Consider the following 16,881-nt stretch of genomic DNA (forward strand, 5'->3'; position numbering starts at 1 on the left):
CGGAAGGGAGACTATGAGAAGAAAGAGGTGTCTGAAATGAGTGGAAAGGGGCATGTACAATGGTTTATTCCAGATGGGTATATTCCACCGGAAAGCTCCGGGCAGTTAACAAGCCATGAATCCATATGTATATTGAACTGTAACGATAGTAATGCCAATTTGAAATTAACAGCTTACTTTGAAGATCGGGAGCCAATCGAGAATATTAACGTAAAGGTTGATGCTAAACGGACGAATCATATCCGAACGAGCAGTTTGGAAAGCAGCGGTAAAAATATCCCGGCAGGAGTACCTTACGCGTTGGAAGTTACAAGTGACCTGCCAGTGATTGTTCAATACAGCCGCCTTGATTCCACCCAGGAAGCATTAGCGCTTCTTTCTACCATGGCTTATCCGGTCCATGGATGAATGAAAAGCACTCAAGCGAAAGAACAGACTTAAAACAAAGCTTGTCTTTTTCACTTGAGTGCTTAATGATTAACGCTTCCACCTCGGCCTAGTCCTTATCGTGGAGTTTAATGGTTTTTCCCGGTTGGCTCCACCCGATGTTTACCTCATTAGGCAATACGCTTTTTTCATAACAGTCAACTAAGGTTTCGCTTAGATTTTCCACCCAGCACAATTTTGGGTCATCTTGATAGTGAACAAGCTCCTGCGGAAAAGAAGGGATATCAGTAACAGACTGGTGCATGGCGTTTATACAGTAAACATGGGTGGAGGCGGCTTCGATTCCGCACAAAATATCCTGCCTATGATGGGCTGCTGCTTCTATGCAGATTTCAAGTTTAGCCAGCGAATCGTGCTGCAAGGCACCATACTTTTTTGTCTTCCCATCGTTAAAACGGGCGATGACTGCTTCGCCTGTACTGCTGCCTGATTGGTACGATATTACCGCATTGTCGAACTCTAATGTGAACCTTGGCTGGATTTTCTGTTTTCCTGCATGGGAAGCGTAGTACAACACTTCTGTTCCTGTTTTGGTAACTGTACGAACGGCACACGTGTCAAATGTTTCTATATCATTTGCACGATATAATTCAGCAGTTACTTCACGCAGCTCGGCACTTTTGTCTGTCTCGGGCCCTAATAAATAAAAGAGATGATGTAAAAAGTGGGCAGTGGCATTGTTGGCAACACTGTCGAAAATCATATCTCCGTTCGGGCTGTATTTTTTGCCGGCCCAGCTCGACCTAGCATAATAGTCTTGATCGCGAGGCCATGAGACGAGAGTTTTAAACCGTTTCGGTTTCCCAAATAAACCGTGGATGATATCTTGCTTCAGCTCCTGAACACTTGTTGTAAAGGACCAGTTAAAGCCGATAGCAAGAAATTTGCCAGTTTCATTCCGCACTTTGATCATTTTCTCAATATCTTCAGGATTGCCGCTAGCAGGCTTTTCGCATAATACATGGCTGCCATGCTGCATGGCAGAGATGGCTTGTTGTTTATGTAAATGGATAGGTGTGGAGATGATCGCCAAGGCAGCATCGTTCTCTTCGTAAAACTCGTCTAGTCCACCATAAACAGGGATATTCCAATCTGCCAACTGCTGATAATATTCCGACTTTTCTGGATGGATTTCGACCACACCTTTTATGGCTGCGGTTTCATTATTGTTTAGCAATTCTTGTAGATAAATGCTTCCATATCCGTTGATGCCAATCAATACAATCGAAACTTTTTCTTCCATAGTCCATGCACCTCTGCCTAATTTATTTTTGGAAAACAGTTGCTAGTAAGAAGGAATTAAATTGCCGTTTTTAATACATGTGTTTAATGTTATTAGAATATTCAAAAGTATTCAAGTTATTGTCAAAATACGAACAAAGGAGCGGATGTTTCATGAGCAAGGATGGAAGGAAGCATATGCCGAAGGGAAATCATCTGCCTGTAGTTGGTCCTGGAGGATTCTTGTTTGCAGCTATCGGGCTTGATCATGGCCATATTTACGGGATGGTTGCCGGTTTAATTGAAGCTGGCGCAGAGCTAAAATGGGTATATGATCCCGATTCAACCAAAGTCGAGCAATTTGCAAACCAATTTCCGCAAGTTCAGAAGGCGAATTCACTCGAACAAGTATTGGGTGACGAAACAATCCAATTAGTAGCTGCGGCTGCAATCCCATCAGAGCGGAGTGCCCTGGGAATGAAGGTAATGAAAGCTGGTAAAGACTATTTTACTGACAAAACGCCGTTCACCACCATGGCTCAATTAGAGGAAACAAAGCATGTGGCTGCACGTACCGGCCAAAGATATATGGTTTATTTCAGTGAAAGGCTTCATGTAGAAAGTGCTGTTTTTGCAGGCGATCTTATTAAGGAAGGGGCTATTGGCCGAGTCATCCAGGTAACAGGCTTCGGGCCTCATCGTTTAAATGCACAGAGCCGTCCTGATTGGTTTTTCAATAAAGAGCAATATGGCGGAATATTATGTGACATCGGCAGCCACCAAATCGAACAGTTTTTATTTTACGCAGGCTGTGAGGATGCAGAAGTTTTACAAAGCAAAATAGCCAATTACAATCACCCGGATTATCCGGAACTGGATGATTATGGAGATGCGACCCTTGTTGGAGATAATGGGGCGACCCAGTTTTTCCGGGTTGATTGGTTCACGCCAGATGGATTGAGTACTTGGGGAGATGGACGCACATTCATTGTCGGGACAGAGGGCACAATCGAAATTCGCAAATATGTTGATATTGCCAGAGAAGAAACGGGGGACCACCTCTATTTGGTCAACCATGAGGGAGAGCAGCACTTCGAGTTGGCAGGGAAAATCGGCTATCCATTTTTTGGAGCGCTTATTTCCGATTGTATTAACAGAACTGAACAGGCGATGACCCAAAAGCATGTCTTCAAGGCAGCAGAACTTTGCTTAAAAGCACAGGAGCAAGCGCTAGTTGTTTCCAAGTAAACAAAAAAGCTGTCTGCCAGCCAACCAGAAGTGGCGGCGGACAGCTTTTTGACGTTAAATTGCGGTCGGAGGCTTTATGATTTCCCTTTTAATGAAGCAGTAAATCTACTTGATACAATAACTCCCGCTTGGCCTGCGAGGAAATGTATTCCTGCATATTCTCTTTCGTTAATTGGGTTTGGAATTTCTCCAAAAATTTCACTGTATTTTTCTCAGAGCCTTTTTCGGCGTGGTTGATTGCCTTGTTCAATGTATTTGCCAGCTGTTTGGCTAATGGATTTGTCAGTTCGCCATTTGTTACAAACGCTTCGGTTTTATTCTGTAAAACAGACAGCTGGCCTGGCATAGAAATATCAGGCTGTGGAACAGTAGACCAGTCGATATCGGATCCTAGATAGAAGCTGGTATAAGCTGGCTGATTGTAGGCAGTATTCTGCCAGGCGATACCTGTCCGGTATTGAGCATCGTGCATTAAGGTATAAAGCTTGTGGTCAGTAACCTCTGTACTCATGTAAATTCTAATTGAAGAACTGTCGGCAGTGCGGAGCAGAAGCTCCTCTCTCCAGTCCCCGAATATATCTGCAACAAGACTTGGATTTCCTTTCGTTCCATTGTTCGTTCTGGTTCCTTCCGCAGTAAGGATACGCCCTTGCTGCCAATCATGAATCTCTGGAGTATCGTTGCCAGAGCCATCGATGATTTGTGTCGTCATATTTGCTGCCCATTTAATATTCATATTGGTGCCTGGCTGCGCGTCGCTTATTCGCTCTCCATCTGCAGTGTACAGTCCGGCTGCCCATGTTTCTAATCCTTCAGACTCAGGATCGACATCACCAACCATGCCCCGTCCAGTATCTCTGCCAGTATATTCTCCGAAAATGACTTCTCCAGTAGCAGCATCACGAAGAGCATATCCATACGGTGCCCATGGGCCACCTTCATGGACCATAAATATTTCCTTCCCAGGTCTGTTTGGGTCTATATCGGTAACATGCAGAGCATCTCCATGTCCCAAACCTGCTATGTCCCCTGGAGCTGCACTCTCAGGCGGCATGACATCAGAGGAACTGTAGAGCAGAGAACCATCGTGGTCAAGCGTTGAAGAACCGTAAACGATTTCGTGTTTTCCATCACCATCCACATCCGCGGCAGCCAAGGAATGGGCTCCCTGGGTTGTCAGGGAGGCATACTCCTGATTCTCTCCTGGTGTACCATGAGGGCCGGCATCGAAGGGATTGTCCATCGGAGTCCAGCCGCTATCTGCTTTCCATTGCTGGCGGATATTTTTTCCATCCCAGCTGTATGTCGCGATCACAGCCCGTGTATAATAACCGCGTGCAAAGACCGCGTAAGGTTTTTTGCCATCAAGATAAGCGACGCCGGACAGAAACCGGTCAACCCTGTTACCGGGCTCAATTCGTGCCATTGCATAATCGCCCCACATTAATCCGTCATCATAACGGGCAGGATCGTAATCGACCGTATCCATTTCTTCGCCCGTTTTTCCGTTAAAAACCGTCAAATATTCTGGGCCTTCTAAAATGAAACCTTCGAAATTCCTTAATTGATTACGAGAGCTTCTGCTAGGGGCGAGTAATCAACCAGACTTTCGGCATCTTCTCTAGCCAATGGATAATCGAATTGCGGATCGATATCAAAGCACTCTTCCAAAGTTGATGGCCAGTCGCCATTAACTACTTCTTCATGCTGATGCCAACCCATGAACATTTCTACTAAGTGATTATAGTAATCCTCACTGCTCATCCGGTAGTCATCTTGATTGCTGTAGCCTGCTTCGATATCTTCCTGCGGCAAGGTAATGTATTCTTCAGAAACCATATTGCCTGCTTCGTCATACTTGATCACTTTCGTTCCTGGTGCCGTTTTAAACATCAATTCGGCTTTCCCATTGCCGTCGAAGTCATAAACTTGAAATTGTGTATAATGGGCCCCGGCCCGAATATTAATGCCTAAATCAATCCGGTACAGTAAAGTGCCGTCCAGCTTGTAGGTATCGATATACGTATTGCCAGTATAGCCAACTTGTGAGACGTCTTTAGAATTTGTCGGCTCCCATTGGACAATATACTCGTACTGTCCGTCGCCATCAACGTCGCCGACACTCATATCATTCGCGGTATAAGAGTAAGCTTCTCCAGCTGGTGTTACGCCATCTTTAGGCTTTTGAAGCGGCAAATCAAGAAAAGAATAATCCCAGGAGCCTACCGAAGCACTTTGCTCTACTTCCTGTCCATTTTTGACCGCCCTTACCTGGTATTTGGCCCCCTTGGCTCCGGATCGATCTAAGTAATTGGTGCTTTCTGTCACTGTAGCGATTTTTTCACCATCACGGTAAACGTTGAAATCCATCCCAGTCAGACCTTTCCCGGAATAGCCTGTTACTTCAGTAGCCAATAGTCTCCAGCTAAGAAAAATGCCCTCCTCGGCGGGGACTACAACTAACCCCCTGTCCAAATATTCGAGTTGAATACTATCTCTGGTTTGTGACTGAAGACTGCTCTCGGCGAAAGTCGTGGTTGTCAAACTTGAAAAAACCAAAAAAATTGCTAAAAATAAATAAGATGCTTTTTTAGCAGCTATGGTTATTTTCAATAGAATCACCCTCCTCTAACTTTTTTATTGAAAAAGCAGTGTGGATTTAACCTACTGCTTACTCACATATGGATATGGGCTGTGCTAATTCTAGTGATACGTAAGAATTGCTAAAAGGGGGAGATGTATGGAAGAGAAAAGAATTTGAAGGAAAGACAACGTTGTTATGTAATCGCTTCCATAGTATAGTGATATTATATAGCTGTCAATCTTATTGGAATAAAAAGGTACTAAAAGACTACTATTTAATAGGGTATATGGTAAGGTTTATTTACTGCTGCATCTGCTAAAACGAATCCAAGGAAGTGAGAAGTTACCCTGGGAGGGGTCTTATGTGAAAAAAGTCAAAGCGATTTATTTAAATTTGCGGATCAAATATAAAATGTTTTTATTGATTTCTCTTATTCTATTACTATTCAGCATTGGCGGCCTATTTATTTTGCAATACGCTTTTCACGTCTATAATGATGAGATTCACAGGCAATCTGCCCAATCGTTAAAAGTCTCTTCAACATCCATTGAGAATGAACTGGAGAAGATGGAAAGGCTCTCTTATCAAGTAGCGACAGATCAATATATTCAGTCCTATTTATTTAATATGAAAAATAGCGAAAGCGAGTACCAGTCTTTTTTCATTGGCACGGAACTGAGAAGAAGGTTATTGGAAATAGGCGCTTTGAATAAATATGTCGATTCCTTACAGATGTATGATGTGGAGGACCGAGACTATGCAGCCGGCAACAGGATTGTCACCATAGAAGAAGAGCGGCTGCAGGAGATTAAGGACAGAACAAATTTGAAACAAGGCGGAATTGAGTGGTTTTTCCCGAGTGAAACAGACGACTCCTTCATCGCCGCCCGAGAGGTTAGGTCTTATTTGAATCTTACCTTTGAGCGGCTGGGGATGATTGCTGTCAGGTTTAATATGGATGCAATAATATCCTCATTTTCAAGTAAATTAGCTGGAAAAGAGGCAAAACTACTTGTTTTTAATGCCAATAATGAGATTATCTATCCCCAGGATGCTTCAAAAGCAGACCAGTATATGGTTGGTCATATTGGCGGACGAGACGGATACAGCCTGCTGGAGTACGAAGGAGATAGTTATTTCGCTACATATACCCCTGCAAGCTATAGCAACTGGACATATATGATCATTTCCCCATATGGTAATTTATTTCAGGCAGTCTCTTCTGTAAGAAAGGCAGTGTTGATAACTTACGTGTTATTATTTCTTTTGCTTGTGTTTTTAGGGATGCAATTCATTGGCGGTATTACCGGACCGATTGAAAGTCTCAACAGAAAGATGAAACGCGTACAGACAGGAGAAATTAGTCATTACTACGAACAAAATGATGTGCAGCTATCCAGGGATGAAGCAGGGAATATGCACGATAACTTCAACAAAATGATGAAGCAAATCAATTTCCTTATCGAAGAAAACTATAAAAAACAATTGGTGATCAAAGATTCCGAATATAAAACATTACAGGCACAAATCAATCCTCACTTTTTATACAATACACTGGAGTCGATTAACTGGGCTGCAAAAATGGGCAGCAACAAAGAAACCTCCCGGATGGCTGTATCATTGGGATTCATTCTCCGTTCCTCATTGGATACGAACCATTCACTTATCAGTCTTGAGGAAGAGCTGAAAATCATTAGGCATTATATTACCATTCAGTCCTGCAGATTCGAAGAACGGCTGGCATTTCGGGAGAAGATCCCAGCTAACCTTCTTAATTGCCAGGTGCCCAGGTTCAGCCTGCAGCCCTTAGTAGAAAATGCTATCCGCTACGGTCTTCAGCAAATGGTAGGTACGTGTACGATTGTTTTGGAAGCCAGAACAGAAAAAGATAAAATTATTATCTCTGTAAAAGATGATGGCCCCGGGATGGATAAACCATACCTTGAAAGGCTTGCCAGCGGTAAGTATCAGTCAAAAGGAACAGGGATTGGTTTAAAAAATATAGATGAGCGGTTAAAAATTTTATTCGGTGATGTTTATGGCGTTCACGTAGCAAGTGAAAAGAACAAAGGGACGACTGTAGAAGTCACTATTCCTAGCAGAGGGGGAAATGAGCATGTACAAAGTGCTGCTGGTAGATGATGAGCGTATGATTTTAGAAGGAATATCTTCCATTGTAGACTGGGAAAAACAGGGTACCATCTTAGCAGGAACTGCGAGGAATGGAATCGAAGGACTTGATTTTATCCGGAGAAACCGACCAGACATCGTTGTCAGTGATATAACTATGCCGGGGCTAGACGGCATGGAGCTAATTGAAAAAAGCAGTCACGATTACCCTGCGATTAAATGGATTCTTTTGTCCGGATATAATGAGTTTGAGTACGCTCAAAAAGCGATGCGTTTTGGCGTTAAGCATTATTTGTTAAAACCATGCGATGAAGCGGCTATTTCTGAAGCGTTAAACGAGCTAGTTAACGAACTAAACGATCAGCAGAAAGAAAGCATTTATTTGAAAAATATTGAAAACAGGGCAAATATAACAGTAGAAGGAACAAAGGAAATGCTGTTCAAGGAAGTGTTAACCAATAGCACGCTTCAAGAAGACCAGCGCAATGACTTTTATGAAAAACAGATTGGGCTCCCGGCTGACCAAATTTCTGCCAGGTTAATTCTCTTTCATCTTGAAAACAGTGATTTATCCATTCTGCCATTAGCAAAAAAAATGGCGGTTAATCACTTTGGGCAGAAGGCAGTTATGGCTTGGACAATTTTAGGGGAGGATTTGCTTTTATTGTTAAGTGAAGATTTTGATGGACAGGAGGAGCTGCTATCTTTTATTAAAAAAGTTCAGGATAGTTTTGGTGACCGCTATCAATCAATGCTCACTGTTGTTATCAGCGGCAGTGTTGAGGCGATGAAGATACATAGCTACTACCAACGTGTGGCAAAAAGCCTGGAAGAACGCTTTTACAAAGGCAAGGGAAGCATTATTTTCGAAAGCAAATCTGCTATGGACGCCGGGAACGACAGTGAATTATATGAAAATGATATGGAGCGCATAATTTTTCAATTAAAAGCAGGTCGCCAAGGAGAAGCACGGCAGGAGTTATCTAAAACAATCGAAAAAATAAAAGCAATGAAGCTAAAGCCGACCATTGCTAAATCTTATTTGATTCAATTATATATATCGATAATAAAAGTAACTTCTCCATCAATCGGCGAGGAACATACGAGGGAAATAAGCAAACTGGAAGGATTGGAGACACTTTCCTCCTTTCATGCTATTCTTGAGAAAGCCCTCGTTAAAGGGAATTCTTTAGAGGCTGCCACACAGCAACTAAGATATTCTGCCGTCGTTGCCAGGATGATCGATGTCATTCATGATAATTTGGAGAACCCAGATTTGTCGCTACAGTGGATGGCGAAGAAAGCGTTGTATATGAATACAGATTATTTAGGAAAAACCTTTAAAAAAGAGGTAGGAAAAAAATTTTCTGCGTATGTAATGAATAGACGAATAGACAAAGCTATCGAGATTATCGAGCAGGAAGGCGATGTGAAGGTATTTGAGCTGGCGGAAAGGCTTGGTTTTGGCAATAATCCTCAATATTTCAGCCAAATTTTCAAGAAAAGAACTGGCTGTACACCGACGGATTTGATCAGGTCCAATTAGTCCCAAGCAGTTCACTTAGGTACTTATGAGAAGGGCCGGAGGGGAAAACGCACATTAAAAACCACATAATCAGACGTATTTGTGTTGATTTTATGTCTGTTAAAGGTATAATTTAGTTGGGAATAACGATAAAAAAACAGAAAAAGGTTGGATAAAAATGTTGGAATATACAGATGAAATGAAAGACAAAATGGCTTTTTTTAATGAAAGACAACAAAAAATTACCGAAATGGTGGATAAAAGCGGCTCAGTAAGAGTGGCTGACTTAAGTAAACAATTTAGTGTTAGTGAAGAAACGATCAGGCGAGACTTTGAAAAATTAGAAGCGCAAGGATTGATAAACCGAATTCATGGTGGAGCGGTAAGAAAAGAAGATCAAAAATCAGAAATACCGATTCCGAAGCGAAAGGCCAAAAATATGAAAGAAAAAGAAATGATCGCAATGACAGCGGCTTCTTATGTGAAAGACGGGGATATAATTGCCATGGATGCCAGTACAACTACTTTAATTATGACTCAGTATATTAAAGGAAAAAACTTAACAGTTATTACTAATTCGATCGGTGTTTCACTGGAATTAGCCCAAGAAAGTGATATAAGAGTAATTCTAATTGGCGGCTACCTTGCGGAAAGTTCGATGTCTCTGGTAGGGAACTTTGCTGAGAGAGTCATTCAGGATTATCATGTAGACAAATTCTTTTTTTCATGCTTAGGAGTGGACTTTAAAAGAGGCGTTAGTGAAATTCACGAAGACCAGGCCCTTGTAAAGAAACAGTTGATTTCCATCTCGGAGAAGTTGTTTTTGTTGGCAGACCATAGTAAATTCGGCGAAAAGTCATTGTTTCGTTTATGTGACGTGTCGCAGGCTGACTATTTAATCACGGATAACAAAGTATCGATCAATACGATAAGGGAGCTAAATAATTTAGGTATCAATGGAATAGTAGCGGAGAAAAGCGAGTAGGCTTTCTCCGCATTTTTTTTTGCTTTAAATCAAGAAGATTAGAAGATTTATCTGTCATGGCAAAAAGGTGGTAATTCCAACAAATTACAAATAAAATTGTTGTAAAACAAACACAAAAATAAACAAAGCCACAAAAAACTGTTGAAAAACAAAAACGCCCTTGTTATAATAAATGCAATCTTAATCAAAAACAGTTTACTTATCTAACGAAAACTGGTTAAAAAAATTTTTAAACAAAAATGAATGCGATTTCAATTATTTAAAAATTCAATAAAAACCATTTCGGTGGCGACTTAGGAGGGAAAACAATGACGGCTATTGGGCCTTCGTTGATGTGTGCGGATATGGGCACACTCCAAAATACAGTTAAAAGACTTGATGAAGCAAATGTAGATTTTTTTCACTTTGATATCATGGATGGAAAATTTGTTCCTAATTTCACCATGGGTCCGGATATGATTAAAAGCTTACGGGCGCACACTAACAAATTATTCGATGCCCACTTAATGATAGAAGAACCTGAAAGATACATAGATTTATTTGCCGATGCTGGCTGCGATATGATTTCTGTGCACGCGGAAGCTGCTACTCATTTACAGCGTACGCTCCAAAAAATAAAAAATCGGGGCCTGAGGGCGGGAGTGGCCTTAAATCCAGCTACCCCGTTGAACTGCTTGGAATATGTGTGGGATACCGTTGATTACATCGTGCTAATGACAGTGAATCCTGGATTCGCCGGGCAAAAATTCATCCCGATGACATTGAAAAAAATTACACTATTGAAAAACCTCATCGAAGATAGCGGCAGAAATATCGATATTCAAGTAGATGGAAATATAAGTTATGAAGTTATCCCCCAAGTATTAGAAAGAGGAGCAGAGATGCTAGTGTGCGGTACATCCTGTTTGTTTAGAAAAGAGGAGTCCCTGGAGCATGCAACATCAAACCTGCGACATTTTTTGCAAGGTCTGGAGGAAAAGAATCTGGCAAATTCCTAATCTAACATAGAAAGAGATGATATCAGATGAGCATTACTGTTGTCGGAAGCATCAACATAGATATAGTAGCCCTAACAGACCAGTATCCATCAAGAGGGGAAACGATCTTCGGAAAAAAGATAGAATATTTTTCGGGTGGAAAAGGGGCAAATCAGGCTACTGCCGTTGCTAAATTAGGAAAACAAGTGAACATGATAGGTGCAGTAGGCAATGATTTTCACGGCGACAAGTTAGTAGATACCTTAAATAAGGCAAGAGTAAATACCGATTTTATAAAGCGGTCACAATTCCTTGCAACTGGAACAGCAATTATAACGATTGACCAGACAGCAGAAAATACCATGCTGGTGCTGAAAAGTGCGAATGAAGATTTACTTCCTGAAGATATTGAAAGCGCATTCTCGGAGATTAACCAAAGTGAAGTATTGTTAGTGCAAATGGAAGTCCCGCAGGAAACAGTAATCAGAGCAATGGAACTCGCTAAGAAAAAAGGGATGTATGTGGTTCTGGATCCTGCACCTGCTGAAGGAATAACTGTAAAAGCCTTGGATTATGCTGATGTAATTACGCCAAATAGGCAAGAAACAAAGCATATGATAGGAATCGATGTTATTGATAAGGAAACTGCCATCGAAGCTGGAAGGGCCTTTGACAAAATGGGTGTAAAAAATTCAATTATAAAAATGGCTGATAAAGGTTGCATTGTCTACCAAAGCGGAGAATGGGAGTACCTTCCTTCTATTCCAGTAACTCCCCTGGATACAGTGGGTGCAGGCGATTCGTTTGCTGGTGCTCTGGCTTGTGCGATTTCTGACGGATACGATCTTATTACTGCTGCTAAATTCGCTTCGATTGTGGGGGCCCTGAAGGTTACTAAGCTAGGTGCTCAAACAGGAATCCCTACCCTTGAAGAAGTTGAGGCTTTTTGTAAGGAGCGAGGCCTGACCTATTACGGGCTAGAAGAGAAAACGTTCTAAAAGGAGGTAGTAACATTGAGTGAATATATTTTACAAATGAAGGATGTCAGTAAGACGTTTCCAGGAGTAAAAGCTCTCGATAACGTGCAGCTGGAAGTGAAAAAAGGTGAAGTCCATGCATTAATAGGGGAAAATGGTGCTGGGAAATCGACTTTAATCAAAATATTAGCTGGTATTCATAAGCCTGACCCAGGAGCAAAATTTTATTTCGAAGGGGAAGAAGCAAAGATTAACAAGCCGATTGACGCTACATTAAAAGGCGTTTCTATTATTTATCAGGATTTAAGCCTTTTTCCAAATCTATCGGTAGCAGAAAATATTTATATTGGACAGGACAGCAATAAAAAACCTTGGAAAAAAATAAACTGGAAATCGATTAAAAAAACTGCCGATAAAGCACTTGAAGAGTTGGAAGTAGATATTGATCCGAATACTACCGTTGAACGATTAAGTATTGCCCAGCAGCAGCTTGTGGAGATTGCCAGAGCGCTGGCATTTGAAGCGAAGCTGATTGTCATGGATGAACCAACTTCCGCTTTATCATCCAGTGAAGTAGAAAAGTTATACAAGGTTGTCGATAAACTTAGCAGCAGAGGAATTTCAATTATCTTTATCAGCCATAAGCTGAAGGAACTGTTCAGGGTTTCCGATCGATTTACCGTTTTAAGAGATGGAAAATATGTAGGTTCCTATCAAGCAGAAGAGATTGACGAGGCTAAGCTGATCAATCTAATGGTGGGGAGAGAAGTTTCTTATGAGAAAAATGAGAAGCAAGTAGAAACAGGAGAAGTAATCTTTCAGGTAAAGGACTTTTATAAACAAGGCAACTTTAAAGACATTTCCTTCTCACTGAAAAAAGGCGAAGTTTTAGGGATCACAGGGCTGGTAGGTTCCGGACGAACGGAATTGGCGCAAGCGATATTCGGAGTAAACAAACCGGATAGCGGTTCTCTGAAGATTTATGGAAAAGAAATCCGGATACGCTCATCTGCCGATGCGGTTAAGAAAGGTGTAGCTTATATACCTGAAGCCCGGCAAACACAGGGATTGGTGTTAGAACAATCGATTATTAACAATATTTCGCTTCCCATCCTCAATCGAATGAGAAATAAGCTGAAGTTGCTCGACAGGAAATCGGAAGTCCAACTGGCTGAGCAATACATTAAGTCATTGGATGTCCGTCCCGCCTTACCGAACTTGCCAGCTTCCAAGCTTTCCGGCGGTAACCAGCAAAAGGTTGTTATTGGAAAGTGGCTTTCCGCCCAACCGAAGATTCTCATCATTGATGAGCCGACAAACGGAATCGACATTGGAGCAAAAACAGAAATCCATAAATTACTTAGAAGGCTTGCCAACGATGGAATTGGCGTAATCATGATTTCCTCTGAGCTTCCGGAAATTCTGGCCGTTAGCGACAGGGTGCTGGTGATGCGACATGGAAGGATCTCAGGTGAATTGGGGATTCAAGAAGCAACCCAGGAAAAGATCATGAATTATGCTTTGAATTCGGGAAGCAAGAAAAATCCGTCAGAGGCATTAGACGATACAAGCCGGATAAGCCAGGGGGTATAGAACGATGAAAGCATTGCTAAAACAGAAGGAAATAAGTATCTTGGCGATAATCCTATTAATAGGAGCCGTTTTATCCTTTGTAAGCCCAGTGTTTTTAACGATAGGAAATTTCCTGGATATCATTGAAGGGAATGTAGTGATTGGGATATTGGCAATCGGGATGACATTAATCATTATTACGAGTGATATCGATGTATCTGTAGCAGCCTTGACCACAGCAGTTGCAGTTTCGATAGGCTATTTGTTCACATTTCTGCCGGACAGCTGGATCTCTGTTTTGCTTTTGTTCCTGATAGCGCCAGTAATCGGACTGGTCATGGGCCTTATCAATGGATTACTCGTATCTATCATCGAAATACCGGCAATCGTTGTCACACTTGGAACATTAAATATCATTGCAGGTCTGGTCCTGTACATTACCAACGGTAACTATGTTAATAGTACAAACTTCCCTCAGTCTTTTATGGCATTTGCCAACTACGAGTTATTAGGCCTGCCAATATTAATTTACCTACTGGCAGTGGTAGCAATTGGAACGTGGTTTATCTTGAAACACACTTTGATTGGCCGGTCCGTTTTAGCTATAGGAGGAAATACGCAATCTTCTGTTAGGGTAGGGATCGACTACAAAAAAGTAAAATTGTTCGTTTTTGCTTATATGGGTTTCCTGGCAGGAATTGCAGCGATTGCCCAAACAGCTTATACAAAAGCAGTTGATCCTAACGGCATGCTGGGATTGGAATTGACAGTAATAGCAGCGGTTGTATTAGGCGGAGCGAATATTCATGGCGGCAGAGGATCCATCCATGGAACTCTGTTAGGAGTGCTGTTACTGGCAATTATGCAAAACGGCATGATTTTAGCCCGGATTGACACCTACTGGCAAAACGTTGTGACGGGTGCAATTATTGTGATAGCTGTTTCTTATGATCACTTAAGCTACAAGAGATCTCAAGATAAACTAGCAAAAATAGAAGTCGAGGCATAGGAGGTCCAAGGATGAAACTTTCAAAAGAAAGCGTTTTGGGATTGATAGCTCTTGCGACATTTTTATTACTGGCAGTGATAGCACCTGGATTCCTGTCTTCAAACAACATTAATAGCATGATGTTCCAATTGCCAGAATTCGGGCTGATTGCCCTGGCAATGATGGTAGTAATCGTAACAGGCGGCATCGATCTCTCGATAACATATATTGCTGCACTCTCGGGCGTAGGGGCCGCATTAATGCTGACTAATGGATATGGGATATTGCCAGCTATCATTGTAGCAATCCTTTTTGCTCTCGCATGTGGAGCATTTAACGGGTTTGTGGTATCCAAAATAGGAGTTTCTCCGATATTGGTTACTTTAGGTACCATGGTCTTGTTTGAAGGTATTATTTTGGCAATAACCAAAGGAAGCTCTATCTCCGGGTTTAGCGAGGGTTATAGCTTGATAGGCAATGGATATTATTTAGGTCTTGTTCCATTGTCCATCGTCATATTTGCCGTATTTGCAATTATAACCGCCATTTTACTTAGCAAAACAAGCTGGGGAAGAAGCGTCTATATGTATGGGAGCAATGAAACTGCAACACTGTTCTCCGGAGTGAAAAACAGCAGGGTACTCATGAAGGTTTATTTATACGCTTCCTTGTTGGCTGCGATTTCCGCTATCATCATGACTTCCAGGTACAATTCCGTCAAAGTAGATTTAGGTTCCTCCTATTTACTGCAATCTGTTGCTGCTGCCGTATTAGGCGGAACGAATATCCACGGAGGATACGGAAAAGTCATTGGTACAGTCTATGCTGTGATGATCTTTCAATTTATACGAAATGGGTTAAATCTATTAGGTTTCCATTCGTCGCTGGTTGATGTCGTGATTGGTGCGATTTTGATCTTAGTACTGGCTATGAATTTCTTTTCAGACAAGTTTAAGAAAATCGCTGAAACAAAGAACGCAGGAAAAGCAGCATAAACCGGCAGCGGTTTATGTGAACAAAATGTAAGCGATTACCGGGTGTGTTATTATCCTAGATGGTTCTAGGTAATATAAATTTATTATTATCTAAGGGGGAAATGAATAATGAAGAAGTTGACAATGATTTTATTTGCTGCTCTGTTGCTGGTTGGTATCCTGGCAGGCTGCGTTGCTGAAAACAGCGGCAGCTCAGATAGTGGAGGAGATGCTGAAGCGGGAGGAGAATCAGAAGGTGAATCTGTGCAAGCTGGCGGAGAAGATGGCTTGGATATAGCTGTTGTGCCGAAGCTAGTAGGTATCCCTTACTTCAACGCATCTGAATCAGGCGCTATCGAAGCTGGTGAGGATTTGGAAGTTAATGTTAACTATACTGGCCCGACGCAAGCTGACGCATCTGCACAAGTAAAAGTTATCGAAGATCTTATCTCTAAGAATGTCGATGTCATAGCAGTAGCACCCAATGATCCTGCATCTGTAGAACCGGTACTTAAGAAAGCAAAAGAACAAGGTATCCATGTGATGGACTGGGATACACCAGCTGATAAAGAATTGGTGGACCTTTCTGTAAAACAAGTAGATGATGAAGAGTTTGGCCGTCACATGGCTAAAAAACTAGTAGAAGCGATGGGAACAGAAGAAGGCGAGATCGCAATTTTGACGGGTGGACTTTCTGCTGCCAACTTAAATCTATGGATTGAAGCAGCTCAGAAAGAATTTGATGAAAATTATCCTGGGATAGAAATTGTTTCAGAAAAAATTCCTACAGAGGAAAAGCAGCAAGTTGCTTATCAAAAAACATTGGACTTGCTGAAATCCTATCCTGATCTAAAAGGGGTATTGGCTGTTTCTACACCAGCTCCTCTTGGTGCAGCACAAGCAGTTCAGGAAGAAGGCTTGCAAGATGAAGTATCTGTAGTTGGATCTGCACTTCCTACAGACTCTGCTCCATTCCTTGAGGATGGATCACTTGATACAGCAGTGCTTTGGGATCCAGGTAAATTGGGTTATCTAACCGTTGCTTTAGGAAAAATGTTGGCAGAAGGCGAAATGCCAGAAGATGGACAGGAAATTGAAGGTGTTGGAGAAATCACAGTGAAAGAAGATGGAAAAACGGTAATCATGGGACCTCCTGCAGACTTCACAAAAGAAAACGCGGCTGACTTTGATTTTTAATTATGCTTCTAATGGGAAAAGGGCCGGCCACTGGGTTAGTTTGGCCGTGCTCTTTT

Annotated in this window: 12 protein-coding genes and 1 pseudogene; 11 read left to right on the forward strand and 2 right to left on the reverse strand. The window is 41.8% G+C overall.

Features of this window, described 5'->3' with window-relative positions; translation table 11 throughout:
* The first annotated feature begins 36 nt into the window (after nucleotides 1-36).
* Nucleotides 37-408, forward strand: a complete 372-nt coding sequence (locus BLR93_RS07205) for a sensory rhodopsin transducer (protein WP_093212758.1) — start codon at nucleotides 37-39, stop codon at nucleotides 406-408.
* An 88-nt stretch (nucleotides 409-496) separates the two neighbouring features.
* Here BLR93_RS07205 and BLR93_RS07210 read toward each other — a convergent pair whose 3' ends face one another.
* Nucleotides 497-1,690 carry a Gfo/Idh/MocA family protein gene (locus tag BLR93_RS07210; RefSeq protein WP_093212760.1) on the reverse strand — a complete coding sequence of 398 codons (1,194 nt, stop codon included), beginning with the start codon at nucleotides 1,688-1,690 and terminating at the stop codon, nucleotides 497-499.
* Nucleotides 1,691-1,842: 152 nt separating this feature from the next.
* On the opposite strand from BLR93_RS07210, the gene BLR93_RS07215 reads away from it, so the two are divergent.
* Nucleotides 1,843-2,916 carry a Gfo/Idh/MocA family protein gene (locus tag BLR93_RS07215; protein ID WP_093212762.1) on the forward strand — a complete coding sequence of 358 codons (1,074 nt, stop codon included), beginning with the start codon at nucleotides 1,843-1,845 and terminating at the stop codon, nucleotides 2,914-2,916.
* Nucleotides 2,917-3,004: 88 nt separating this feature from the next.
* On the opposite strand, the pseudogene BLR93_RS18360 reads toward BLR93_RS07215, so the two are convergent.
* A pseudogene (locus tag BLR93_RS18360) lies at nucleotides 3,005-5,460 on the reverse strand (rhamnogalacturonan lyase).
* 403 nt (nucleotides 5,461-5,863) lie between these two features.
* On the opposite strand from BLR93_RS18360, the gene BLR93_RS07225 reads away from it, so the two are divergent.
* From BLR93_RS07225 to BLR93_RS07265, 9 genes are all read left to right on the forward strand, one after another.
* Nucleotides 5,864-7,642 carry a sensor histidine kinase gene (locus BLR93_RS07225; RefSeq protein WP_245690086.1) on the forward strand — a complete coding sequence of 593 codons (1,779 nt, stop codon included), beginning with the start codon at nucleotides 5,864-5,866 and terminating at the stop codon, nucleotides 7,640-7,642.
* Nucleotides 7,617-9,176: a response regulator transcription factor gene (locus BLR93_RS07230; RefSeq protein WP_175559287.1), complete on the forward strand. Its 1,560-nt coding sequence runs from the start codon at nucleotides 7,617-7,619 to the stop codon at nucleotides 9,174-9,176. The genes BLR93_RS07225 and BLR93_RS07230 overlap by 26 nt, the downstream gene beginning before the upstream one ends.
* 157 nt (nucleotides 9,177-9,333) lie before the next feature.
* Nucleotides 9,334-10,140, forward strand: coding sequence for a DeoR/GlpR family DNA-binding transcription regulator (locus BLR93_RS07235; protein ID WP_093212766.1), 807 nt, complete (start codon nucleotides 9,334-9,336; stop codon nucleotides 10,138-10,140).
* Nucleotides 10,141-10,448: 308 nt separating this feature from the next.
* Entirely contained in the window at nucleotides 10,449-11,138 is a 690-nt protein-coding gene (gene rpe / locus BLR93_RS07240; protein ID WP_093212768.1) for a ribulose-phosphate 3-epimerase, read from the forward strand.
* Nucleotides 11,139-11,164: 26 nt separating this feature from the next.
* The gene (gene rbsK, locus BLR93_RS07245) at nucleotides 11,165-12,115 is read left to right on the forward strand and encodes a ribokinase (protein ID WP_093212770.1); all 951 of its coding nucleotides are present in this window, start codon (nucleotides 11,165-11,167) and stop codon (nucleotides 12,113-12,115) included.
* A gap of 15 nt (nucleotides 12,116-12,130) precedes the next feature.
* Nucleotides 12,131-13,687: a sugar ABC transporter ATP-binding protein gene (locus BLR93_RS07250; RefSeq protein ID WP_093212772.1), complete on the forward strand. Its 1,557-nt coding sequence runs from the start codon at nucleotides 12,131-12,133 to the stop codon at nucleotides 13,685-13,687.
* A 4-nt stretch (nucleotides 13,688-13,691) separates the two neighbouring features.
* Nucleotides 13,692-14,675 carry an ABC transporter permease gene (locus BLR93_RS07255; protein ID WP_093212774.1) on the forward strand — a complete coding sequence of 328 codons (984 nt, stop codon included), beginning with the start codon at nucleotides 13,692-13,694 and terminating at the stop codon, nucleotides 14,673-14,675.
* Nucleotides 14,676-14,686: 11 nt separating this feature from the next.
* On the forward strand, nucleotides 14,687-15,649 hold the full coding sequence (locus tag BLR93_RS07260) for an ABC transporter permease (RefSeq protein ID WP_093212776.1): 963 nt from the start codon (nucleotides 14,687-14,689) through the stop codon (nucleotides 15,647-15,649).
* A 108-nt stretch (nucleotides 15,650-15,757) separates the two neighbouring features.
* On the forward strand, nucleotides 15,758-16,825 hold the full coding sequence (locus tag BLR93_RS07265) for an autoinducer 2 ABC transporter substrate-binding protein (protein WP_093212778.1): 1,068 nt from the start codon (nucleotides 15,758-15,760) through the stop codon (nucleotides 16,823-16,825).
* Nucleotides 16,826-16,881 lie beyond the last annotated feature (56 nt).

This window comes from Sediminibacillus albus, assembly GCF_900101125.1.
Classification (GTDB): domain Bacteria; phylum Bacillota; class Bacilli; order Bacillales; family Amphibacillaceae; genus Sediminibacillus; species Sediminibacillus albus.